General features: G+C 66.5%; 17 protein-coding genes. 5 read left to right on the top strand and 12 right to left on the bottom strand.

The window, feature by feature from the left end; all coding sequences use genetic code 11:
- Nucleotides 1–27 precede the first annotated feature (27 nt).
- Genes AC07YR_RS12565 through AC07YR_RS12550 form a run of 4 tightly spaced genes read right to left on the bottom strand, consistent with a single transcriptional unit; the run spans nucleotide 28 to nucleotide 4,679 of the window.
- On the bottom strand, nucleotides 28–933 hold the full coding sequence (locus AC07YR_RS12565) for a carbohydrate ABC transporter permease (protein ID WP_055799213.1): 906 nt from the start codon (nucleotides 931–933) through the stop codon (nucleotides 28–30).
- Complete coding sequence (locus AC07YR_RS12560) at nucleotides 930–1,811, bottom strand: carbohydrate ABC transporter permease (RefSeq protein WP_055799216.1); 882 nt, start codon at nucleotides 1,809–1,811, stop codon at nucleotides 930–932. Before AC07YR_RS12560 ends, AC07YR_RS12565 begins: the two co-directional genes overlap by 4 nt.
- 48 nt (nucleotides 1,812–1,859) lie before the next feature.
- On the bottom strand, nucleotides 1,860–3,197 hold the full coding sequence (locus AC07YR_RS12555) for an ABC transporter substrate-binding protein (RefSeq protein ID WP_494734132.1): 1,338 nt from the start codon (nucleotides 3,195–3,197) through the stop codon (nucleotides 1,860–1,862).
- A gap of 45 nt (nucleotides 3,198–3,242) precedes the next feature.
- The gene (locus tag AC07YR_RS12550) at nucleotides 3,243–4,679 is read right to left on the bottom strand and encodes a glycoside hydrolase (protein ID WP_494734131.1); all 1,437 of its coding nucleotides are present in this window, start codon (nucleotides 4,677–4,679) and stop codon (nucleotides 3,243–3,245) included.
- Nucleotides 4,680–4,912: 233 nt separating this feature from the next.
- Here AC07YR_RS12550 and AC07YR_RS12545 point away from each other — a divergent pair, with 233 nt between their 5' ends.
- Nucleotides 4,913–6,472 carry a glycoside hydrolase family 32 protein gene (locus AC07YR_RS12545; RefSeq protein WP_494734130.1) on the top strand — a complete coding sequence of 520 codons (1,560 nt, stop codon included), beginning with the start codon at nucleotides 4,913–4,915 and terminating at the stop codon, nucleotides 6,470–6,472.
- 74 nt (nucleotides 6,473–6,546) lie between these two features.
- On the opposite strand, the gene AC07YR_RS12540 is transcribed toward AC07YR_RS12545, so the two are convergent.
- Nucleotides 6,547–6,720 carry a hypothetical protein gene (locus AC07YR_RS12540; protein ID WP_494734129.1) on the bottom strand — a complete coding sequence of 58 codons (174 nt, stop codon included), beginning with the start codon at nucleotides 6,718–6,720 and terminating at the stop codon, nucleotides 6,547–6,549.
- A 91-nt stretch (nucleotides 6,721–6,811) separates the two neighbouring features.
- Here AC07YR_RS12540 and AC07YR_RS12535 point away from each other — a divergent pair, with 91 nt between their 5' ends.
- On the top strand, nucleotides 6,812–7,705 hold the full coding sequence (locus AC07YR_RS12535) for a potassium channel family protein (protein WP_494734128.1): 894 nt from the start codon (nucleotides 6,812–6,814) through the stop codon (nucleotides 7,703–7,705).
- 307 nt (nucleotides 7,706–8,012) lie between these two features.
- Nucleotides 8,013–9,593 (top strand): LGFP repeat-containing protein, encoded by a 1,581-nt coding sequence (locus tag AC07YR_RS12530; RefSeq protein ID WP_494734127.1) that lies wholly within the window; start codon nucleotides 8,013–8,015, stop codon nucleotides 9,591–9,593.
- Between the two features lie 31 nt (nucleotides 9,594–9,624).
- Here AC07YR_RS12530 and AC07YR_RS12525 read toward each other — a convergent pair whose 3' ends face one another.
- Nucleotides 9,625–9,852, bottom strand: a complete 228-nt coding sequence (locus tag AC07YR_RS12525; protein ID WP_494734126.1) for a hypothetical protein — start codon at nucleotides 9,850–9,852, stop codon at nucleotides 9,625–9,627.
- A gap of 65 nt (nucleotides 9,853–9,917) precedes the next feature.
- On the opposite strand from AC07YR_RS12525, the gene AC07YR_RS12520 reads away from it, so the two are divergent.
- Together AC07YR_RS12520 and AC07YR_RS12515 are read left to right on the top strand one after the other, a co-directional pair.
- On the top strand, nucleotides 9,918–11,657 hold the full coding sequence (locus AC07YR_RS12520) for a RecQ family ATP-dependent DNA helicase (RefSeq protein WP_494734125.1): 1,740 nt from the start codon (nucleotides 9,918–9,920) through the stop codon (nucleotides 11,655–11,657).
- Nucleotides 11,658–11,699: 42 nt separating this feature from the next.
- Nucleotides 11,700–13,010: a hemolysin family protein gene (locus AC07YR_RS12515; RefSeq protein ID WP_494734124.1), complete on the top strand. Its 1,311-nt coding sequence runs from the start codon at nucleotides 11,700–11,702 to the stop codon at nucleotides 13,008–13,010.
- Here AC07YR_RS12515 and fdhF read toward each other — a convergent pair.
- From fdhF to AC07YR_RS12485, 6 genes are all read right to left on the bottom strand, one after another.
- The gene (gene fdhF / locus AC07YR_RS12510; RefSeq protein WP_494734123.1) at nucleotides 13,007–15,700 is read right to left on the bottom strand and encodes a formate dehydrogenase subunit alpha; all 2,694 of its coding nucleotides are present in this window, start codon (nucleotides 15,698–15,700) and stop codon (nucleotides 13,007–13,009) included. The two genes, AC07YR_RS12515 and fdhF, sit on opposite strands and share 4 nt — an antisense overlap.
- Nucleotides 15,697–17,382 carry an NAD(P)H-dependent oxidoreductase subunit E gene (locus tag AC07YR_RS12505; protein WP_494734122.1) on the bottom strand — a complete coding sequence of 562 codons (1,686 nt, stop codon included), beginning with the start codon at nucleotides 17,380–17,382 and terminating at the stop codon, nucleotides 15,697–15,699. The genes fdhF and AC07YR_RS12505 overlap by 4 nt, the downstream gene beginning before the upstream one ends.
- A gap of 75 nt (nucleotides 17,383–17,457) precedes the next feature.
- Nucleotides 17,458–18,972 carry an MFS transporter gene (locus AC07YR_RS12500; protein ID WP_494734121.1) on the bottom strand — a complete coding sequence of 505 codons (1,515 nt, stop codon included), beginning with the start codon at nucleotides 18,970–18,972 and terminating at the stop codon, nucleotides 17,458–17,460.
- Nucleotides 18,973–19,211: 239 nt separating this feature from the next.
- The gene (locus tag AC07YR_RS12495; protein WP_055799246.1) at nucleotides 19,212–19,979 is read right to left on the bottom strand and encodes an amino acid ABC transporter ATP-binding protein; all 768 of its coding nucleotides are present in this window, start codon (nucleotides 19,977–19,979) and stop codon (nucleotides 19,212–19,214) included.
- Complete coding sequence (locus AC07YR_RS12490; RefSeq protein WP_494734120.1) at nucleotides 19,976–21,040, bottom strand: amino acid ABC transporter permease; 1,065 nt, start codon at nucleotides 21,038–21,040, stop codon at nucleotides 19,976–19,978. Before AC07YR_RS12490 ends, AC07YR_RS12495 begins: the two co-directional genes overlap by 4 nt.
- Nucleotides 21,041–21,046: 6 nt before the next feature.
- The gene (locus AC07YR_RS12485; protein ID WP_055799251.1) at nucleotides 21,047–21,949 is read right to left on the bottom strand and encodes an ABC transporter substrate-binding protein; all 903 of its coding nucleotides are present in this window, start codon (nucleotides 21,947–21,949) and stop codon (nucleotides 21,047–21,049) included.
- Nucleotides 21,950–22,012 lie beyond the last annotated feature (63 nt).

Below are 22,012 nucleotides of genomic sequence, written 5' to 3'. Positions count from 1 at the left end.
CAGGAGTATATCCATCTGCCATAGCCGTCATCCCTTCGTCGCCCCGCTTTCCAAGCCTTGGATCATGGCCTTGTTGAGTACAAGGAAGACCAGGAGCAGGGGCGTGATGGTGACGCACACAGCAGCGAAGGTGGCAGTCCAATCCACCTTGCCCATGGCACCGATGTAGTTCTGCAGGCCCAAGGGGATTGTCTTCAGATCCTCGGAGAGGACGAACGTGTTGGCGAAGATGAAGTCATTCCAGATGAAGATGCTGTTGACCAGCACCACGGTGACCACGGTATTCAGCGACAGCGGCAGCGTGATCAGTCCGAAGATCCGGTACGGGCCGGCGCCGTCAAGGGAGGCGGCTTCGTAGGTTTCGCGCGGGATGTACTCGAAGAACGAGGAGAACAGGTAGATGGACATGGGCAGCGCGAAGCCGGCCAGGGGGATGATCATCGACTGGTAGGTGTCCAGCAGGTTCACCGTTGAGTAGTCGATGAACAGCGGAACCAGGGCGATCTGGACGGGAACAATGATTCCGATCAGGAACAGCCCGCGGACAAACTTGCTCAGGCGGAAACCAAGGACCTGGATGGCGTAGGCGGCCATCATGCCAAACAGGACGATCAGGACGTTGGCACCCATCGTGACGATGAAGCTGTTCAGGATGTTCCTGCCAAGATCGCCCGTTTCGAACGCCCGCGCATAGTTCTCCCACGTCAGCGAGCTCGGCAGTGCGAACGGGTCACCGGTGGCGAAGTCGTGCTCGGTGCGCAGGCTGGTCAGGAACAGCCAGGCGAGAGGGTAGACCTGGACGATCACGATCAGCATGATCAGCACCCGCGACAGGGTCCGGTACAGGCTGGGCTTCCGGCGTCGCCTTGTGATGGCGGGCTTTGGGGGAACGACGGCGGTGGGTGGAGTAGCCGGGGCCGTTTGGGTGATCATGAGTCTGCCTTCCGCTTGAGCATGAACAGGATGAGGCCGACGGCGACCAGGCACTCGATCACGATGAACACGGAGATGGTGCTGGCGTACCCGAAGTCGGTACTGGTGAACGCCGTTTTGTACATGTACGTGGTGAGCAGTTCAGAGGACTGGCCCGGGCCGCCGTTGGTCATGAGGTAGGGGATGTCGAAGCCGCGCAGGCCGTAGGTGGTGGCCATGATGGTCGTCGTGATCCACACCGGCCGGATGTAAGGGAAACGGATCTTCGTAAAGAGCGTCCACTTTGAGGCGCCGTCCAGCACCGCAGCTTCCTCCAGTTCCTTGGGAACGGCGATCAGCGCGGCGTAGATGATGAGCATGTACAGCCCCGTGAACCGCCAGCCCTCGGGAGCGGAGACCGCAGCGAGCACCGTGTTGACGTCAGACAGCCACGCGCGTTCGAAGCTGCCGAGCCCGATCCAATGCAGCAGCTGGTTGAGCAGTCCCACGGGGTCGATGGAGTAGATGCGCACGAAGAGGAACGCGATCGCCACCGTGGAGATCACGGCGGGCAGCAGGTACAGGGTCTTGATGAGCTCCCGTCCCCGGCGCAGGGACGTGAGCAGGCTGGCTACGGCCAGGGCGCCGCCGAGCTGCAGGACCAGGCAGATGGCCAGGTACAGGAGCGCGTTGAAGAACGAACGCCAGAAGATGTCATCGGCGGTAAGCATCCGGACGTAGTTATCCAGCCCGACGAACTCCATGTCGCTGATGCCGTTCCAGGAGAAGAAGCTGAGGAACAACGACTGAAGAATCGGGAAGAGTACCGCTGCGCAGTAGAGCAGCAATGGTGGAAGCAGGAAAACCAGGACTGAGGTCCTTGACCTGTTGGGAAGCATGGCTGGGCCTTTCGGGCGGGGGGCCTTCCGGCCCCCCGCCGCTGCGGTTTACTTGAAGAACTTGGGGGCGTTCTGCTTGATGGTGCTGTCCATGGTGCTGGTGAATTGCTCAGGCGTGATGTTGCCCTGCACCAGGAGCACGAGTTCCTGCTGGAGCCTGCCGTTGGTGGTGGGGTCCAGCTGGGTGTCCCACGGCATGGCCTGCTTTGCCCCGAGGGTGTCCGCCGTTTCCAGCGCCTTCTTATACAGCGGGGTGGCGTTGGCCGGGACCGTCGTCTGCACGTTGGTGGTGGGTGAGAGTGCACCGGTGGCCGCGTACTCGGCCGGGTACTTCTCCAGGGCAAACTTCAGGAAGTCGCTCACCAGCGGATCGTAGGTCTTGGAGTTGACCGCCATTCCGATGCCGGACGGGGAGACGAACTCGTTGGCCGACGTCACCGAACCGTCTGTGGTTGGCAGGGTGAAGAAGTCGATGTCGTCCCGGACTGCGGAGTTCAGTTTGTCGGTAGCCAGGCTTGGCAGCTCCCACGTGCCGATGTTGTACATCGCCGCCTGGCCGGACGTGAACTGGTTCTGCGCGTCGGAGTACCCCTGGGCGGAGAAGCCATCCTGGAAGCACTTGGCCTTGCCGAGCCCGGCCATCCATTCAACGGTCTTCTGCCCGGCGGGATCGGCGAACGTCGCCTCGCCCTTCTTCAGCTTCTGGACGAACTCCGGACCGGCTTCCCGGAACGGCTGATAGGCCACGTAGCGTTCCAGCGGCCACTGGTCCTGCCCGTCAATGGCGATCGGCGTAATCCCCGCACTACGCAGCGCCGTGCACATTGCCGGGAGGTCGTCGAGGGACTTCGGCACCGTGACGCCGGCCTTTTCCAGCAGTGCCTTGTTGTACCAGAAATATTCCAGCTCGAACTGGAACGGGATCATGTACAAGGACCCGTCGTCAAAGCGCTGGTAGTCCAGGGCCCCGGGCCGGTAGTCATCGTAGATGTCCAGTGACTTCAGGAGCTTCTCGGCGTCAACCATTTTGCCCTGCTTTGCCAGCTGCTGGGCGAAGGGCGTGGCGTCCGTGTCGAAGAGCTCCGGGAGCTTGTTGGCCGCGGCCAGGGTCTCCAGCTTCTGGATGTAGGAGGGCCGGTCCGGGGTGGTGATGAGGTTCAGTGCGAAGCCCGGGTGGTCCTTGGCATAGTCGTCGGCGAGCTTCTTCATGATGTTGATGACTGCCCCGTCGGCGGGACGTGACAGCAGCCACGAGATTTCACGGGGTTTGATCTCCCCGGTGGGGCTGACATTGGCCGGGTCGCTGGAGGCTCCTACGCCGGCGCAGGCTGACAAAGCCAGGGCTGCGGCGGCTGCGACGGCGGCAGCACGGAATAGTTTTTTCATTGCGGCAATCTCCCTTGATTGGAACAGAGGTTGGGGTGGGGATGGTCAGTTGTCGGTGCGCTGGCGTATTTCAAGCTCGGTGACGGTGATGGATCCTTCGCCGGCGAAAAGCCCGATCCGTCCCGTGGGCAGGTCGTAGATCCGGGTGCTGAGCGCCACCTGCCGGTCGAGGACGGCGACGCACAGGTCGCCGTCGACGATGACCTCCAGGGTGTGCTGGCCGGGGCTGAGATCACAGGGGCGCTCCAGTTCAATGTCGAACGGAACGTCCCCCGACACGTGCCATTGGGCGTCTCCGGTGATGGCCCGGGGCCAGCGGTCGAAGACGAGCCGGCCACGTTTCGGTTCCAGGCGCAGAACGTACGAGTGGTCCCCGTCCTGGCTGGAACGCAACAGCAGCCCGCATTCGGTGGTGTCGGGGGCGATGTCCAGCACAGCCTTGGCATAGAACTGGCTGGGCAGTTCTTCCTCGGATACGACGGCGGTGTACCCGTCCGGCACGTCCAGCCGTGTGGGCAGCCCGCTCGTCAGTGAAACGGCGACGTCGTCCCAGAAACTGTCCACGAGTTCGTCAGCGAAGCTGAACGCGAGTGTCCCGTCCGGGTTTTGGCGGGCTTCCAGGACGGACATGGTGCCGGCCCACTGCCAGGGCCCGTCGTCGGTGTTGCCTTCCTTGCTGGCGATCCAGCCGAAGAAGAAGCGTCGGCCGTCGCGTTCGGCAGTCTTTGAGGCGTAGAAAGCCCGGCCGTCGATGCTGTCCAGGTCCGGGACGGTCCACGGCCCGTCGGGGCTCTTGGCCATGCGGTACCGCGTGGTAAATGATTCGGAGAACTCGGAGTAGACCATGTACCACCAGCCGCCCCAGGCGAAGACGTCCGGGCATTCGTGCGTGATGTACCGGCGCGGATCCCAGAAAGGTTCCGAATACTCCCAGGTCATCAGGTCCGTGGAGACGCACTGGGCAATGACGCCGCGGCGCCGTTCCGGTCCGGTGGAGTGCCGGGCCGCCAGCAGCATCCTCCACCGGCCATTGCTTTCATCCCGGAACACGAACGGATCCCGCCAGTCCCCGGACTCGAAGCCATCGGGAGCGCCGAAGGTGAGTTCGGGATGCTTGGTCCAGGTCTGCATTCCGTCGGTGCTCGTGGCGTGCATGACCAACTGGAGGGGTGCACCGTCCGCTCCCAGGTTGCGCGGGTTTTGCCCGGTGTAGAACAGGTGGTGGATGCCGGTTTCATCGACGACGACGCTGCCCGTGTAGGCATTGAAGTCCAGGTCGTCCTCGGCGCCGTGCTGCAGGGCAACGCCGTGGTCCTCGAACTGCGTGAGGTCCTTGGTGGTGACGAGGTTCCATGACGTGCCCGGTTTCGGGTCCGAGCGTACTTCGTGGAGGTAGAAGAGCCAGAACTCTCCGTCCTTCTCGAAGGGGATGAGGTCACCAACCCATCCATCGGTGGGCTGGAAGAAGACTGAGCGTTTCATCTGCGCTGATGTCCATTCTGCTAAAGCGTTTGATCACCATGAACTTAGCGTCATTATTCGCGGTGATCAAGCGTTTTAGCAATGTTTATTTTTTCGTCCGACGGCAACCCGCTTCGCTCCGGGCCAGCCCCAAACTCATTTTGATTAAACGCTTGACCACTATCTGTGAATCGCACTATCGTCTGCGTAGCCGGTAAGAGTCCGCGCCCCTCAACGTTGAGAGGAACCACCTGATGACGCACCACATTTCACGACGCTCTGCCCTGCACGGCGCAGGCATCGGAGCCCTTACGCTTTTCGCCGGCAGCGCCGTCCCCGCTGCAGCGCACGCCCGGTCATCCCTGCGGGCCGTCTTTCATATGACTCCCCCGTCCGGCTGGCTGTGCGACCCGCAGCGCCCCGTCTATACCAACGGCGCCCACCAGCTTTACTACCTGCACTCCGGGCAGAATAACGGCCCGGGCGGATGGGACCATGCGACCACCAGCGATGGCGTGTCGTTCACCCATCACGGCACGGTCATGCCCTTGCAGCCCGATTTCCCGGTGTGGTCCGGATCCGCCGTCGTCGACGCCGACAACACCGCCGGCTTCGGCGCCGGAGCGGTGATCGCACTCGCAACACAACCGACCGGCGGAATCCGCAAGTACCAGGAGCAGTACCTCTACTGGTCCGCCGACGGCGGCTACACCTTCACGGCCCTCCCCGACCCGGTGATCGTCAACACCGACGGCCGCACGGCCACCACACCCGCAGAGATCGAAAACGCAGAGTGGTTCCGCGACCCCAAAATCCACTGGGACGCGGTTCGCACCGAATGGGTGTGCGTGATCGGCCGGGCGCGCTACGCGGCGTTCTACACCTCGCCGAACCTGCGGGACTGGCAGTGGAAATCAAACTTCGACTACCCGAACCATGCCCTCGGCGGGATCGAGTGCCCCGATTTGTTCGAGATGACCGCCGGCGACGGTACACGGCATTGCGTGCTCGGCGCGAGCATGGATGCCTACAGTGTGAGCCTGCCGATGACTTATGCGTATTGGACGGGCACCTGGAACGGCACAGCGTTCATTGCCGGCAACCTCACACCGCAGTGGCTCGACTGGGGCTGGGACTGGTACGCCGCCGTGACGTGGCCGTCGGTCCAGGCGCCGGAAACAAAGCGCCTCGCCATCGCCTGGATGAACAACTGGAAGTATGCGGCCCGCGACGTGCCCACCGATGCGTCCGACGGGTACAACGGGCAGAACTCGATCGTGCGGGAACTGCGGCTGGAGCGCCAATCCGGCGGCTGGTACAGCTTGCTCAGCACCCCAGTCGAAGCGCTTTCGGGCTACGTCACCGCGACCACCACACTCCCAAACCGCACGGTCAACGGCAGCTCCGTGCTGCCATGGAGGGGGCGCGCCTACGAGCTCGAACTCGACATCTTCTGGGACGCGGCTGCGAACGTTGGGGTCTCGGTAGGCCGCTCCCCAGACGGCCTGCGCCACACGAACGTTGGCAAGTACGGCGACGAGCTGTATGTCGACCGCGCACCCTCGGACCAGAGCCGCTACGCGCTCGCGCCTTACACCCGTGCTGCCGCGCCCATCGACGCCAACGCGCGATCGGTGCACCTGCGCATCTTCGTCGACACACAGAGCGTCGAAGTGTTCGTGAACGGCGGTCACACGGTGCTCTCACAGCAAGTTCATTTCGCCGACGGCGACACCGGGATCTCGTTCTACGCCGACGGCGGCCCGGCCAGCTTCACCGGCATTACGATCCGGGAGTTCGGCAGCCCCATCTAGCTGCTGAGCCCGGGCCCGCGGCAAAGCAGCGCACCGCCGTCGTAATTCCCGACGGCGGTGCGCTGCCGGGGTGACTACCCGTGGGTGATCGCGGCACCCAGCAGGCCGAAAAGTGCCCCGGCCGCCAGGGCAATGAGGGCACGGTTCCGGGCGGGATACAGCCAGCGCACGGCGAACACGGCCACCGCCAGGATGACGCCGTTGACGACGCTGAGGATGACCGCCATCCATTCGGACCCGGTGGCCACCCCGAAGCCTCCGCCGCTGCACGGGTTGCCGGCACTTTGATGGTTGCATGCAAACTGCTCCTCAGGAAGCACTCGCCCCTAAGATGAGGCCATGGACATCGAGGACACGCTCTGGACGGTTCTGGGCGCCGGGCTGGTTCTACTGATGCTCGTCGACGTCTTTCGCACGCTCCTTTACCCGCATGGTTCCGGTCCTCTGGGCCGGGCGATCATGCGCGGATTCTGGCTTGTCTCGAGAAAACTGCGGGGGCGGGGCTCCTTCATCGCAGCGCCCTTGGCGATGGCCGCAGTCATTGGCACCTGGGCGGCCTTGGCGGCCATCGGGTGGGCCCTGCTTTACCTGCCCCATCTAACCGACGGTTTTGTTTACGGAGCCGGGGTTCCGCTCCGGGCCGACTTTGCCGAAGCCCTCTACATCTCCCTGGTCACGCTTTCCACCGTGGGGTTCGGCGACATCGTGGCAGCGCATCCGGTGCTAAGGCTGGTTGTTGCCCTCCAAGCCGTCACCGGTTTCGGCTTGCTGACAGCAACGGTCACCTGGATCCTGCAGACGTTCCCGGCCCTGAACCGCCGCCGGGCGCTTGCCCACCAGCTGACCCTGTTCCGGGAGGCCGCAGGTCCGGCAGGTGTGCTGGCACTGGATCCCGGTCACGCAGCCGGGCTGCTGGAGTCAATTGCCGGAAACGTGGCTTCGGTGAGCATAGACCTGCTCGCGTTCCATGAAACCTACTACTTCCGCGAAATCGAGCAGCGCGGCTCCTTACCCGCCACGGTGGCCTACGCCCAGGAGCTGGCATCCCAGGCCCAGAGCAGCGAGAGCCCTGAACTCCAGTTCGCCGGACGGATGCTCCACGCGGCCCTGGACGGACTCGCCGACGTCCTTCGCGGCAAATTCGGCCATGCAGGAACCACGTCCGCCGATGTGTTCGACAGCTACGAGTTGCACCACAGGCACCGGCGGCCGGGGAACCCGGACCTAAATTAGCGTCCCAGCTACGGTTCAGCCCTCAGCACCTTGGTCTAGGACCCGGTCACTCCCGGTGCCAGTCGGTCCCTTCCCAAGGCCCCAGCTCACGGAATGACCCGAACTGAAAATTCATGACGCCATAACATCCCGCACAGAAGCACCGTAATAGTTATTTAGTCACTTTGGTAACATGGCCATCATTAGCGCCTAGGTGTGTCATGCGCCACAGCGGGAGATCTGCCTCGGGCGGGCCCAACACGATTCCCAGTGTTGCCACCGCACCGGGGCCGGGCCGGGAAGTCCAGGCGACACGAGATGACCGTCAATGATTAGCCGCACTCCCACGTCAGTCCGGAGCAGGTTCGCCGCGCGCGCCCTGGTGGCGGTATTTTCAACACTCGTGCTGCTGCCGGCCACGGGCGCACAGGCCGCACATCCCCAAGCCCCGAAGCTGCAGGCACCTGCCGCAACCAGCGTTCCCCCAGCGGCCACAGCGGACATCCAGTCGGCGGCCATCGGCTCCGGCCTCGGCCCGGCGACCTCCGCCGTCCTCTGCGGCCTCGCCAACGGCGGCTGTTACCAGAACTACCAGTACGGCAAGATCCACTGGTCCCCAGCCACAGGCGCCCACATCTCCACTGGGGCCATCGGTACCGCGTGGGAAGCGCAGGGCTGGGAAAACGGGCCATTGGCCTACCCTGCCTCCAACGAGGCCAAGGGACTGGCAGGCGGCGGCGCGTACCAGACCTACCAGCGCGGCCAGATCCATTGGTCCCCTGCAACCGGCGCCCACCCCACCACCGGCGCGATCGGTACCGCGTGGGCCGCGCAAGGTTGGGAAAACGGGAAGCTCGGCTACCCCGTCAGCAACGAAGCCACAGGCCTCACCGGCGGCGGCGCGTACCAGGCCTACGAGCGCGGCCAGATCCATTGGTCCCCGGCCACCGGTGCCCACCCCACCACCGGCGCGATCGGCACCGCGTGGGCCGCGCAAGGTTGGGAAAACGGGAAGCTCGGCTACCCCGTCAGCAACGAGTACGCGAACGGTGCGGGCAGCATCCGGCAGGACTTCCAGGGCGGGTCGCTCACGTGGTCCGCCGGCAGTGGCATCGGCCAGCCGTCGTCGGCGTCGTTGGCCAATAGCGGCAAATACCCGGTCCACACGAACATCGTCGCCACCACGTTCTGGGTGGGCGAGATTTTCAACGCCAGCGTCTCGGACGGGTCGCAGGTCTGTTCCACCTACGATTCCCAGTGGGCGTACCGCCACACCGGGGTCAAGCCCTACCTGACGCCATCCACAGCGTCGGCGTGCCCGGGCAGCAGTTACGGCGGCTGCGACGGTGTGAGCTCCGGGACTACGGCTGCTACCTTCGTCTGCACTACGGAACGCCGGACCGCGGCGAACGGGTACTTCCCCACCAGGCAGCCCACGCCGAAGCAGAACCCGTTTTACCTGGACCTGCCGTACGACGACGTGAACGACCCCACTGCCTTCGCCCGCCGCTGCACGGACATCCCGTGGGCCGCCGCGGACAACGCCACCTCCGGGGTAAACAACTGCGCCAACAGCAATTACAGCTACATGAAGAACCGCTGGGTCCAGCTCACGGGCCCGAACGGGAACGTTTGCTACGGGCAGATCGAGGACGCCGGACCGTCCAGCGGCTCGCTTTACCACGACGCCGGCTACGTCTTCGGCAGCAACAACGCCCGCCCTGCCAACACGCAGTTCAGCGGAGACGCCTCCCAGGGGGCAGGAATGGATGTATCGCCGGCCCTGAACGGTTGCCTCGGCTTTGCCGACCTCGACGGCGACAACGACCACGTGTCCTGGCGGTTCGTGGACTCGCCGCCCGCCGGACCGTGGACCAAGGTGGTGACCACCAGCCAAGCGGCGCAGTAGCCGCCCGGCGATGACGACGGTGCCCCGCGCGTTACCCGCCCGGCGTCGTCCCCGCATGTCCCACGTGAGACGCCCGCGCAGCCTCGTAACTGCTGTCGAACGGCATTGTGTCCATGTCCAGCAACGGGTTCCCGTCCTGGGTGGCCACCAACTCGCGGGCTGCCTCATCCGAGCCCCGTGAGCGTGGCCGGGCGGTTCCGGCCGAGATCAGAAGGAACACCGGGATCGACGGCGCCTGGCCGCCCTCCTCAATGGGCAAGCGTTATGCTGGCACCCTCGGCTGAAGACGCCCGGCCGCCGGATCGCACCCACGGAGCTGCCATCATGACCGAGGCCCCTGCCCCCGCAGTCCCCACTGACACAGTCCCCACCGACACCGTCCCGGGCACCGACACCACCGCGGATCCCGACGCCGGCCTCCGCCAGCTCGCGGCCGACACCTTCGGACTCGCCTGCCTCCGCGCCGGCCAGCTGGCCGGAATGCGAGCCCTCGTGTCCGGCCGGGATGTGCTCGCCGTGATGCCCACCGGCTACGGCAAGTCCGCCATCTACCAGGTGGCCGCACTCCAACTGCACCGAAACGGCCCAGGGCGCGGTCCCGCCGTCGTGGTTTCCCCGCTCATCGCCCTGCAGGAGGACCAGCTGGACGGCCTGCTGGAAACGCTCGGCGGGAAGGCCGCCGTCGCCATCAACTCCGGCCACAGCGATGCCCAAATCAACGACGCCTGGAAAGCCGCAGAGAACGGCGACGCCGTTTTCGTCTTCCTCGCCCCCGAACAGCTCGCCAAGCCCGAAACCGTCGAACGGCTCGCGGCCCTGGACGTCCCGCTGTTCGTGGTGGACGAGGCACACTGCGTTTCCTCCTGGGGCCACGACTTCCGCCCCGACTACCTGCGCCTCGGCGAGGTCCGCGAGCAGCTGGGCAACCCGCCCGTCGTCGGCCTCACCGCCACCGCTTCTCCCCCGGTGCGCGACGAAATCCAGCAGCGCCTGCGCATGAAAGACCCCTTGGTCCTGGTGCACGGCTTCGACCGGCCCAACATCCGGCTGGAGGTCATCCGCCACCACAAAGACAAGGACAAGCGCCGGGCCGTGATCACGCAGGTGGCCGAGCTCAAGCGTCCCGGACTCCTGTACGCGGCCACCCGCAAGGACACCGAGGCCTACGCCGCCAAACTCACCGCCCTGGGCCTGCGCGCCGACGCGTACCACGCCGGCCGGAAACAGAGCGAGCGCGACCGCGTCCACGAGCAGTTCCTCGACGACGGGCTCGACGTGGTGGTGGCGACCACCGCCTTCGGCATGGGCATCGACAAACCCAACGTCCGCTTCGTCATCCACGCGGACATCCCTGATTCGCTGGACAGCTACTACCAGGAGATCGGCCGCTCCGGGCGAGACGGGCAAGAGGCCGCCGCCGTCCTCCACTACCGCTCCGAGGACCTGGGCCTGCGCACATTCTTCGGCACCCACACCCCGGACGAGGAATCGCTCATGACTGTCCTTGAGGCACTCCGCGCCGCCGGCGGGCCGGTCAAGCAGAAGGCCCTCACCGAGCAGACCGGCTTCTCCCCGCGGCGGCTCACCGGAGTGCTGAACCAGCTGCAGGAAACCCGCGCCATCCGCACCGGCAAGCGCGGCGTCCGGCTGGACGCGGGCGCCAAGCTGCCCGCGGTGGTGGAACGCGCCGTCGAACATGCCGAAGCACGCCAGCGGGTGGACCGCTCCCGCATCGAGATGATGCGCGCCTACGCCGAGACGGACGCCTGCCGGCGCCAGTTCCTGCTGGGCTACTTCGGCGAGGACCTCCCCGAGCCGTGCGGCAACTGCGATACCTGCAGCGACGGCTCCGCCTACGCAGAGGATTACGACGACGCCGCCGCGGCCGCCGCGGGCGGTGACCCTTTTCCGCTCCAGGCCTCAGTTGTGCATAAGGAATGGGGGCCGGGCCTGGTGATGCGGCATGAGGAGGACACGATCACGGTGCTGTTCGAGCAGGAGGGCTACAAAACGCTGTCCCGCCAGGCCGTGACGGACGGGAAGCTGCTGACGCTGGCGACGTGACGGGGCCGGTCAGATAAAGGCGCTGTTCGGTAGGGTCGGGTCATGGACAGCGTCACGTTGGTCAATTTCCTGTTGGTCCTCTTTTTTGTGCTGCTGGGCGGCGTCTTTGCCGGTACCGAGATGGCGCTCGTTTCGTTGCGCGAGAGCCAGGTGCGCCAGATCGAAAAGTCAGGGAAAGGCGGGCCCCGGACCGCCGAACTGGCCCGGAACCCCAACCGGTTCCTGTCCACTGTCCAGATCGGCGTGACCCTGTCCGGCTTCTTCTCCGCCGCCTACGGCGCGTCCACCATTGCGCCCGACGTCGAGCCCATCCTGGAAGGCGCGGGCTTCGGCGCCGCTGCCCAACCGGCGGCCTTCATCGGCATGACGCTGCTGGTGGCCTATCTTTCCCTGGTGCTGGGCGAACTGGTGCCCAAGCGGCTTGCCATGCAGAGCGCCGTCGGCTTCACGAAGGTCCTCGCCCCGCCGCTGATCGTCCTCTCACAGATCATGCGCCCGGTCATCTGGCTGCTGTCCGTGTCCACCGATGCACTGGTGCGGCTGTTCGGCGGTGATCCCCACGCCAAACAGGAAAGCGTCAGCTCCGAGGAACTCTGGGACATGGTGGCGGAGAGCGACATGCTGGAAGAACACAGCCGCAACATCCTGAGCGACGTCTTCGGCGCCGGGGACCGCACGCTGCAGGAGGTCATGCGCCCCCGCACCGAGGTGACCTTCATCGACGGCACCATGACTATTGCGGACGCACGCAGCATGGTGCGGGACGGCCCGTTTTCACGTTTTCCCGTCATCGGCCGGACTCCGGACGACGTCCTCGGCTTCGTCCACATCCGTGACCTGATGCCCCGTGAGGGTGATTTTGACCGGGGCCTGGTGAAGGACATCGTCCGCGAGATCCTCCCGCTTCCCGGGACGAACAGGGTGCTGCCCACCCTGTCCCGGATGCGCCGGCTTGGCCATCACATAGCGCTGGTAGTGGACGAGTACGGCGGCACGGACGGCATCGTCACCCTGGAGGACCTGGTGGAGGAACTGGTGGGCGAAATCTACGACGAGTACGACACCGGCGCCGACCACGAGGACCGCGTCACCCTGGCCGACGGTTCCCTCGACGTCGACGGCGGCCTGATCCTCCAGGAGTTCGCGACGGCGTCCGGCATCGCCCTCCCGGAAGGACACTACGAGACAGTGGCCGGGTTCGTAATCGACCGCCTGGGCCGGCTGCCGCGGGTTGGGGACCGGGTGGAGGTGCCGGGCCACGTGCTGACGGTCCTGGCGATGGACCGGCTCCGCATCGCGAGGATCAGGGTGACGCCGGCGGACGGGAAGACAGTTGGGCTGTCCTCGGACTAGTGACCGCCTGCCGTGTGGACGCCGTCAGCGGCTCCGGACAGGCGGACCGCAGTCAGCTTGTATTCGGGGCACCCCGTGACCTCATCCTCCACCGGGGAGGTGAGACCGTTGACCGCGGCACCAGGGAAGTGGAAGCCAGCGAAGACCTGGCCCGGTTCCACCTCGTCCGTGATCCTGGCCTGCAGGATGGCCGTCCCGTGCCGGCTGCCCAACCGGACGAAGTCGCCGTCGTGCAGTCCCAGTGCAGCAGCGTCCCCGCGTTCGACGTCGACCGTCTCCCGGGCGAGCAGGCGCAGGTTGTCGGTGCGGCGGGTCATACTGCCGGAATTGTAGTGCTCTGCCCGGCGCCCGGTGATCAGCAAAAACGGGAAGTCCGCGTCGCATTGCTCGCCCGGAGGTAGGTAGGGCCTGGCGGCCAGGTGCGCCAGGCCGTCCGGCGTGGCGAAGCGGTCCTGGTAAAGGCGTGGCGTCCCGGGGGAATCGACGGATCCGCACGGCCAGTGCAGCGGCCCCTCCCGGTCCAGACGCGGGTGCGAGATACCACCAAAAAGCGGCGCCAGCGACGCGCATTCCGCCATAGCCTCCGCCGGTGTGGCGCACCCAAGGTCCGCCCCCATCCGGGCCGCGACGGCGTGCAGCACCGCGAAGTCGGTGCGGACACCGGCAGGGGGCGCCACCGCCTCCCGGACCCGTTGGAAGCGCCGGTCGAAATTGACGAACGTGCCGTCCTTTTCCAGCCACGCGGCCACCGGGAAGACGACGTCCGCGGCGGCAGCCGTCGCGGAGAGGAACAAATCGTTGCAGATCACCAGCGGGCAGGCCGCCAGTGCCGCCCGCACCGACGTGCTGTCCGGGTCGGTGGTGAGCACATCCTCGCCGATGACCCACAGCGCCTTCAATGTCCCGCCGCGGGCGGCCGCAAACATCTGCGGGATGCGCAGCCCGGGCCGCGGGGGCACATCGGCCCGCCAGGCCTCGGTGCACCGGGCACGCGCTGCAGGGTCCAGGACCTTCTGGTACCCGGGCAGCAGGTCGGGCAGCGCCCCCATGTCCGAGGCGCCCTGGACGTTGTTCTGCCCGCGCAGCGGGTTCACCCCTCCGCCGGTGCCCGGCCCCACGGCGCCACGCAGGAGTGCCAGGTTGGACAAGGTCCGGACACCGTCCGTTCCGTGCCGGTGTTCGGTCACGCCGAGGCCGTAGAAAATGGCCGGAGCCACTGCTTGCCCGTACACGACGGCGGCCCGCACCAGATCGTCTGCCGGGACACCGGAGATCCCGGCTACGCGCTCCGGCGGGTAGTCCCCGAGCAGCCCCAGCAGCTCCCCGTAGCCGCTGGTGTGCGCGTCAAGGAAGGCCTCGTCCACCAGCCCCTCCCGGACCAGGACGTGCGCCAGGCCGTTGAACACAGCCACGTTGGTTCCCGGCCGGGGCCTAAGGTGGACGTCCGCGTGCCGGGCCAGCGAGGTTAACCGGGGATCAACCACCACCAGGCGGCCGCCGTCCATGACCCGCTGGAAGATGCGGGAGCCCACCACCGGGTGGGCGGCCGTCGGGTTCGCGCCGACCAGGAGGATCGCGTCACTCCGGTCCAGGTCGTCGAACGGGTTCGTCCCGCCGCCCAGGCCGAACGTGGCGGCCAGACCGGCCGCGGAGGGGGCATGGCAGAGCCGGGAGCAGTTGTCCACATTGTTGGTCCCCATGACGGCCCGGGCGAACTTCTGGGCCAGGTAGTTCTCCTCATTGGTGGCCCGGGCCGAGGAGATCACGGCGAATCCGTCCGGGTCCGCGTCCCGGATCCCGGTGAGCCTTGCGGCCACGTACCCGGCGGCCTCGTCCCAGGTGGCCGGGGCGAGCGTCCCGTTCCGGCGGATCAGCGGGGTTGTCAGGCGTTCGGCGGAACCGAGGAACCCGTGGGCAAACCGTCCCTTGACACAGGCGTGTCCACGGTTCACCGAGCCCTCACCGGCGGGCCGGATGGTCATGATCTCGTTGTCGCGGGTGGAGACCTCGAGGCTGCAGCCGACGCCGCAGTAGCCGCACGTGGTTAGGGTCTGCCGTTCGATCGGCAGCAGATTCAGCAGCCCGGGTTCAGACAGTGCCGCGGTGGGGCAGGTGTCCACGCACGCCCCGCACGAGACGCAATCGGATTCCGCCCAGGGACCGCCCGTCCCGGGCGCCACCACCGTCCCGGCTCCGCGGCCCACCAGCGTGAGGGCGAATGTGCCCTGGATTTCCGCGCAGGCGCGCACGCACCGGCCGCAGGCAATACAAAGATCTCGGTCGAGCTTGACGTACGGATGGGAGTGGTCAACGCCGCGCTCCGGCGGCAGGACGGAACCAGCGGCGGCAGCCACCCCGTACTCGGCGCATTGCCTGGCCAGTTCGCTGCGGTCGGCCGGAACATCCAGCGCCCGGGCCGGCAGCCCCGCGACGATGGCCTGCAGGGCATCACGCCGGATCTCCCGGGACGTCTCAACGCCGATGCGCAGCCCGTCCTCGGCCGGGGTGCTGCAGGCGGCGGCCGGGCCCCGGCCGGAGATGTCCACCAGGCACGTCCGGCAGGAGGCCACGGTGCTGAGCCGGTCGTCATGGCACAACGTTGGAAGGGCGAGGCCGGCCGCCCGCACAGCCTCGAGCAGTGTGGCTCCGGCCGGGACCTCGACCTCGCGGCCGTCAACCTGGAGCTTCATGGCGTCCACCCCGCCAGCCCGTACACGCGGGCGAGGCTTTGCACCGCCGCCGGCACCCGCCGGCCGAAGGCGCACAGGCTGCCCGCCGCCATGGTGCGCAGCACCTCGCCGCGCTCACGGCTGACGGCAGGGCCATCCGGCCGCTCCGCCAAGCCACGGCCGCGCCACGACCCTACCCGGCAGGGCGAGCACTGTCCGCAACTCTCTTCCGCGGCAAAGTCCCACAGGTTCTGCAGCACCTGCCCGCCTGTGAGCCTGTCATCGAAGCCGACGATCCCTGCGTGGCCGAGGGCTGCCCCGTGCTTGGACAGCGCGTCATCGCTGAGCGGAATGTCGAGGTCTTCGGGGCCGAGGAAGCCGCCCAGGGGCCCGCCGATTTGAAGGGCCCGCAGTGTCGCCCCGTCGCGAAGCCCGCCCCCGAGGTCATCGACGATCCGCCGGACCGGCGTGCCGATCTCCACCTCGTAGGCGCCGGGCCGACGGAACCTCTCCGACAGGCACGCGAGCACGGTACCGGCCTCGTCCGCGGTCCCCAAGGCGGCGTACGCCGCTCCGCCATGCTGAACGATCCACGGAACAGCACTCAGCGTTTCCACGTTGTTGACCACAGTAGGCCGGCCGTGGAGTCCGCGGCCGGTGGGGAACGGCGGCCTGGAACGCACGACGCCGCGCAGTCCCGCGAGCCCGTTCAGCAGGGCCGTTTCCTCACCGGAGACGTAAGAGCCTGCACCTTCAACCACGTGCAGGCCCAGGCTGAAACCACTGCCCGCCGCGTCCGGGCCGAGATGCCCGGCGGTGCGCGCCTGCGCCACGGCCTCCCGCAGCCGGGCGGCCGCGCGAGGATACTCCGAGCGGACAAACACGATGCCGGTGGCCGCACCGACGGCGAAGCAGGCCAGGGCCAGGCCCTCAAGCACACGGTGCGGGTCCTCCTCCATGAGCAGCCGGTCGGCATAGGACCCGGGGTCCCCCTCGTCACCGTTGGCCACCACCACCCGGGGCGCAGGGTGCTCAAGCGCGGCCCGCCATTTGGCGGCGGCACGGAATCCTGCCCCGCCCCGTCCCCGCAGTTGCGCGGCCTCGACTTCGGCCAGAACGTCCTCGGGGTTTGCCGAGGCAGCGACGCCGGGCCATACCGACCACGGCTGTGAGCCTCCGAGTAGCCCGGCGGTCACCACAGGGGCTCGGGTGTCGCAGGCCACCGGGATGGGCGGGGCCGTCCGCGGGGCGGATCCACTCAGTTGTGCTGCCAGGCCGGGCCCGGCCAGCGCGTCGACGCCGTCCAGGGCTGCGGGACCGGAGAAGCAGTAGCCCAGGCAGCGCACTGCCTGGAGCGAGACGGAGCCGTCCTCGCTCCGGCTCCCGGCGTGCACTCCGAGTGCCGCCTCTACCTCCGCGACGTGCGTTCCAGCGGTGGCCGCGAAGCAGGCTGCCGCTGCGCAGACCCGGACGTGGCGGGCTCCGCGGGTCGCGGTGAAGTCGGCGAAGAAGGTTGCCGGACCTTCGACCGCTGCCGCGGGCAGGCCCAGCGTGCGGGCAATGTCAGCGGGGGCGGCACGGGAGGAACGCAGCGCGTCCGGAACGTCGCCGATCGGCCGGTCGAAGCGTCTGGCATACCGGAGGAACGGATCGTCATTGCTCCGGTCCCGCCGGCCCTGAGGTTCGGCGCTGGGTTCCTGCATGCGTCCAACCCTCGCCTGCGCGGCCCGTGCGGGGAAGAGTCGAAAGTCCCCGCATGGCCATATAGTCCCCTCAGCTCAACCGCCCGGCGTCGTTCCCGTGTGGCCCGCGTGCGACGCCCGCGCAGCCTCGTAGCTGCTGTCAAAAGGCAAAGTGTCCATGTCCAGCAGCGGGTTCTCGTCCTGGGTGGCCACCAGCTCGCGGGCTGCCTCGTCCGAGTCCACGCTGGGCATCGACCCGGGCAGGTGCCGGCGGGCGGATTCCGGCAGGAAGTAGATGGTGACCACGGCGATCGCCGAGGTGGCCATCAGGTAGTAGGCGGGCATCATGTCATTGCCGGTCGCCTGGATGAGGGAGGCAATGATGAACGGGGTGGTGCCGCCGAAGATGGCGACGGCGAAGTTGTAGGCGATGCCCATGGCCCCGTAACGGTGGGCCGTGGGGAACAGTGCCGGCAAGGCAGACGCGAGGTTGGCCACGTAGAACGTGACGGGGAAGGCCACCAGGGCCAGGCCCGCGAGGGTGGCCGGGACGGTTCCCACCGCGATCAGGCTGAACGCGGGGATGGCCAGGACCACGGTGCTGACCGCGCCGATCCACAGCACGGGGCGGCGTCCGATCCTGTCCGAGAGATGGCCGGTGAGCGGGATGCACAGCGACATGACCACCAGGACAGGGATGGTGAGCAGCGTTCCGTGGATCTCGTCGTACCCCTTGTTGCTGGTCAGGTACGTCGGCATGTAGGAGGTGAGCGCGTAGCCCACCGTATTGGCGGCCGCCACGAGGATCATGGCCAGCACGATCCTGCGCCAGTAGGCCCTGAAAATTCCTGCCGGGCCCATGGCGCCGAGCACCTCCCCCGTCTCAGGGTGCCGGGCTGATTCCTGTTCCGCTTCCAGGGTTGCCTGGAACACGGGCGATTCCTCGATCTTCATCCGGAAGTAAATCCCCACAATGCCGAGCGGACCGGCGATCAGGAAGGGAATGCGCCAGCCCCAATCCTCCATCTGGTCCTGGCCCAGGGTCAGCTGCAGGACCGAGACCAGCGCCGCTCCCAGGGCAAAGCCCAGGTAGCTGCCCATGTCCAGGAAACTGGCGAAGAAGCCGCGGCGCTTGTCCGGGGAATGCTCACACACGAACGTGGTGGCTCCGGAGTACTCGCCGCCGGTGGAGAAGCCCTGCACCAGTTTGGTGACCACAAGCAGGACGGCGGCCCAGATGCCTAGCACCGCGTAGCCCGGGAGGAGGCCGACGGCGAACGTCGCGGCCGCCATCAGCATCAGGGTCATGGCCAGCACCTTCTGGCGGCCAATCTTGTCACCCAGCCAGCCGAAGAAGACGCCGCCCAGGGGCCGGGCAATAAACGTGGCGCCGAAGGTACCCAGCAGGAAAAGGTTCTGCACGGCCTTGTCCGCTTCGGGCAGGAACACCGGGCCCATGGTGGTGATCAGATAACCGAACACCCCGACGTCGTACCACTCCATGGTGTTGCCGACGATGGTGCCGCCCAGCGCCTTCCTCAGGGTGGGATGGTGAACGACGTTGACGTCCGTGACGCGGAGGCGGCGCTTTTTCGGGCGTTGAACGGTCATAGCTGCGGCCCTTCCACGAAACGGCCAAACCCAGGTGCCCGGCAAGCGTGCCGAACTGTCGAGAGGAGCCACTGCGGCTCACGTGCGGTGCTCCGACCATTTTCCCACCGCTGCCCGCCCTCCTCAATGACCTGCGCACGTTATCGAGATGATGCTCGGCTACGCAGAGGATTACGACGACGCCGCATGAGGAGGACACGATCACGGTGCTGTTCGAGCAGGAAGGCTACAAAACGCTGTCAGAGGACCTTGGACAGGAACGCCTTGGTCCTTTCATGCTGTGGATCGCTGAGGACCTGCCGGGGCGGCCCGGCCTCCACCACCACGCCTTCATCCATGAAGACCAGGGTGTCCGCCACTTCCCGGGCGAACCCCATCTCGTGGGTCACCACGATCATGGTCATGCCGCTCTTGGCCAGTTCCTTCATGACGTCCAGCACCTCGCCCACCAGTTCCGGGTCCAGGGCACTGGTGGGCTCATCGAAGAGCATCAGCTTCGGGTCCATGGCCAGTGCGCGGGCGATGGCCACGCGCTGCTGTTGGCCGCCGGACAGGTGCGCCGGATAGGCATCGCCCTTGTCCGCCAGTCCCACGCGCTCCAGCAGTTCCTTGGCCCGCGCGGTGGCTTTAGCCTTGGAAATGCCTTTGACCCGCATGGGGGCCAGAATGATGTTCTCCACCGCGGTCAGGTGCGGAAACAGGTTGAACCGCTGGAACACCATCCCGATTTCCTGGCGCTGGAAGGCTGCTTCCTTGAGCTTCAGTTCGTAGAGCTTGTCCCCCTTCTGGCGGTAGCCAACCAGCTGGCCGTCCACCGAGAGCCGGCCGCCGTCAACCCGTTCCAGATGGTTGATGCAGCGCAGGAACGTCGACTTGCCCGAACCGCTGGGTCCCACCATGCAGAGAACCTCCCCCGGATTGACCTTGAGGTTGATTCCGCGCAGCACCCTATTGGTGCCGAAATTCTTGGAGACCTTCTCCGCGAGCACCATCGGCGCGTCCGTCATCCTTTTCCTCCAAAGTCATTGCCGAGCGGCCCGCCGGGAACGCCGGGGCCGCCGGGAAGCGCGGCAGGTGCCGGTTCCGGCGTCGTGCCTTCCTTGCCCGTCTTGGCGCGTCCGGTTCCCCGCGAGAACCGTTTTTCAATGAAGTGCTGGCCCACCATCAGCACTGAGGTGAAGAGCAGATACCAGAGCGAAGCCACAATCAGCAGCGGCACAGGCGTGAACGTCACGGCGGAGATACCGCGGGACACCCCGTAGAGGTCAACGCTCAACGGGATCGCCGCCACCAGCGAGGTGGTCTTGAGCATCGAGATCACCTCGTTGCCGGTGGGCGGAATGATGATCTTCATGGCCTGCGGAACCACCACGTACCGCATGGTCTGCCCCCAGGACATGGCCAGCGCCGTCGACGCCTCCGCCTGCCCCTCGTCCACTGACAGCAGCCCGGCCCGCACAATCTCGGACATATAGGCGGCCTCGTTGAGGGCCAACCCGATCACCGCGGTGATGAAGAGGTTGGTGAACACCTCATTCGGGATGGTGACCCACGGGTCCATGAACGGGATGCCCAGCGTGAATACCGGATAGATGAGCGCCACGATGCCCCAGAACACCAGCTGCACGTACACCGGGGTTCCGCGGAAAATCCAGATGTACAGCCAGGCGATGCTCTTCAGCACAGGGTTGGGCGAAAGCCGCATGATCGCCAGCAGCAGCCCGATCACGATCGCGCCGATCATCGCGTAGATGGTCAGCCACAGCGTGACCCACGCAGCCTGGCTGATCCGGCGGTCGAAGATGTACTTGCCCACGTCCGCCCAGCCGTAGTCCGGGCGCTGGGCGGCATCCAGCACAAAGACTGCCAGCCCGATGATGAGGAGCACCGCCACCACATTCCGCCAGGGGTGGCGCAGCGGGATGGCCACGATCGCTTCCGGCGGCGCGCCGTCGTCGTCCCCTGCCCTGCCGGCCCGCGGCTTCCTGGCGGGATCCGGCTTCCTGCCGGGGTCCGCATTCCTGGCGGGGTCCGCCTCAATCATCCGGCCGGATTCCGGCTCGCTCATGCTGTATCACCCCTTGGCTGCCACGTTGAGGTCCGCCGTTTTGATTCCGCCGGCTTCCACTCCCCACTTGGACAGGATCTTGGTGTAGGTGCCGTCGTCGATCAGCGTCTGCAGCGCCTTCTGGAGGGCCGGCGTAAATTCGCTGCCCTTGGCCACGGGGATGCCGTAGGGCGCCACTTCGAACGCGTCGCCGGCGGTCTGCAGCTTGTCCTTGGTCTTGGAGATCGCGTAGAGGGTAACGGGCGAATCGGCGCTCATGGCATCCACCTGTCCCACCACCAGGGCGTTGGTAGCCTGGTCCTGCGCGTCGTACTTGAAGATGGTGATGGCCGGCTTGCCGGCGTCGGTGCAGGCCTTCGACTTGGCGGGCACCTCGTGGGTGTCCTCATACGTGGTTGCCTGGACGGCCACCTTGAGCCCGCAGGCGTTGTTGGGGTCCACGGTCTTGCCCTTCGGGGCGGCCCACTGGATGCCGGCGGAGTAGTAGTTCACGAAATCCACCTGCTTTTCGCGTTCCAGCGTGTCCGTGAAGGAGGACATGCCCATGTCATCCTTCCCCGCGCGCACGGCGGGAAGGATGTTGTCGAAGGTGCCGATGTCGAAGTTGACCTTCAGGCCCATCACCTGGCCCAGGGCGTTGGTGAGGTCCACGGACCACCCTGCCGGCGCTCCGTTATCGTCCTTGAACTCGTTGGGCGGGTAGTTGTTGGCCATGCCGACGTTGAGCACGCCGGCGTTCTTGATCTTCTCCGGCAGCATCGCGGCAACGGAATCATTCTTTTTCACGTCGACGGCGTCAGCGGTGCCGGATGCGCCGCCGGTGGCGGGTGGTGCGCTGTTGTCGACGCAGCCGGAGAGTGTGAGCGCCGTGGCTATGGTGAGGACGGGAAGGAGGTATCGGGTGCGCATGGTTTCCTTAGCTATTCGGGAGATTCTCGGGGTGCCCGCGGGTCTGCGGGAGAAGTGCACTGT

The sequence above is a fragment of the Arthrobacter sp. GW460-12-1-14-TSB2 genome, assembly GCF_059423525.1.
Note: the sequence above shows the minus strand (reverse complement) of the source record. Positions and strands in the feature narration are given on the sequence as shown.

What these genes read in the sequence shown, in the direction of transcription:
- AC07YR_RS12565 (WP_055799213.1), bottom strand. Translation starts at nt 933, where the DNA reads ATGATCACCCAAACGGCCCCGGCTACTCCACCCACCGCCGTCGTTCCC.
- AC07YR_RS12560 (WP_055799216.1), bottom strand. Translation starts at nt 1,811, where the DNA reads ATGCTTCCCAACAGGTCAAGGACCTCAGTCCTGGTTTTCCTGCTTCCA.
- AC07YR_RS12555 (WP_494734132.1), bottom strand. Translation starts at nt 3,197, where the DNA reads ATGAAAAAACTATTCCGTGCTGCCGCCGTCGCAGCCGCCGCAGCCCTG.
- AC07YR_RS12550 (WP_494734131.1), bottom strand. Translation starts at nt 4,679, where the DNA reads ATGAAACGCTCAGTCTTCTTCCAGCCCACCGATGGATGGGTTGGTGAC.
- AC07YR_RS12545 (WP_494734130.1), top strand. Translation starts at nt 4,913, where the DNA reads ATGACGCACCACATTTCACGACGCTCTGCCCTGCACGGCGCAGGCATC.
- AC07YR_RS12535 (WP_494734128.1), top strand. Translation starts at nt 6,812, where the DNA reads ATGGACATCGAGGACACGCTCTGGACGGTTCTGGGCGCCGGGCTGGTT.
- AC07YR_RS12530 (WP_494734127.1), top strand. Translation starts at nt 8,013, where the DNA reads ATGATTAGCCGCACTCCCACGTCAGTCCGGAGCAGGTTCGCCGCGCGC.
- AC07YR_RS12520 (WP_494734125.1), top strand. Translation starts at nt 9,918, where the DNA reads ATGACCGAGGCCCCTGCCCCCGCAGTCCCCACTGACACAGTCCCCACC.
- AC07YR_RS12515 (WP_494734124.1), top strand. Translation starts at nt 11,700, where the DNA reads ATGGACAGCGTCACGTTGGTCAATTTCCTGTTGGTCCTCTTTTTTGTG.
- fdhF (WP_494734123.1), bottom strand. Translation starts at nt 15,700, where the DNA reads ATGAAGCTCCAGGTTGACGGCCGCGAGGTCGAGGTCCCGGCCGGAGCC.
- AC07YR_RS12505 (WP_494734122.1), bottom strand. Translation starts at nt 17,382, where the DNA reads ATGCAGGAACCCAGCGCCGAACCTCAGGGCCGGCGGGACCGGAGCAAT.
- AC07YR_RS12500 (WP_494734121.1), bottom strand. Translation starts at nt 18,972, where the DNA reads ATGACCGTTCAACGCCCGAAAAAGCGCCGCCTCCGCGTCACGGACGTC.
- AC07YR_RS12495 (WP_055799246.1), bottom strand. Translation starts at nt 19,979, where the DNA reads ATGACGGACGCGCCGATGGTGCTCGCGGAGAAGGTCTCCAAGAATTTC.
- AC07YR_RS12490 (WP_494734120.1), bottom strand. Translation starts at nt 21,040, where the DNA reads ATGAGCGAGCCGGAATCCGGCCGGATGATTGAGGCGGACCCCGCCAGG.
- AC07YR_RS12485 (WP_055799251.1), bottom strand. Translation starts at nt 21,949, where the DNA reads ATGCGCACCCGATACCTCCTTCCCGTCCTCACCATAGCCACGGCGCTC.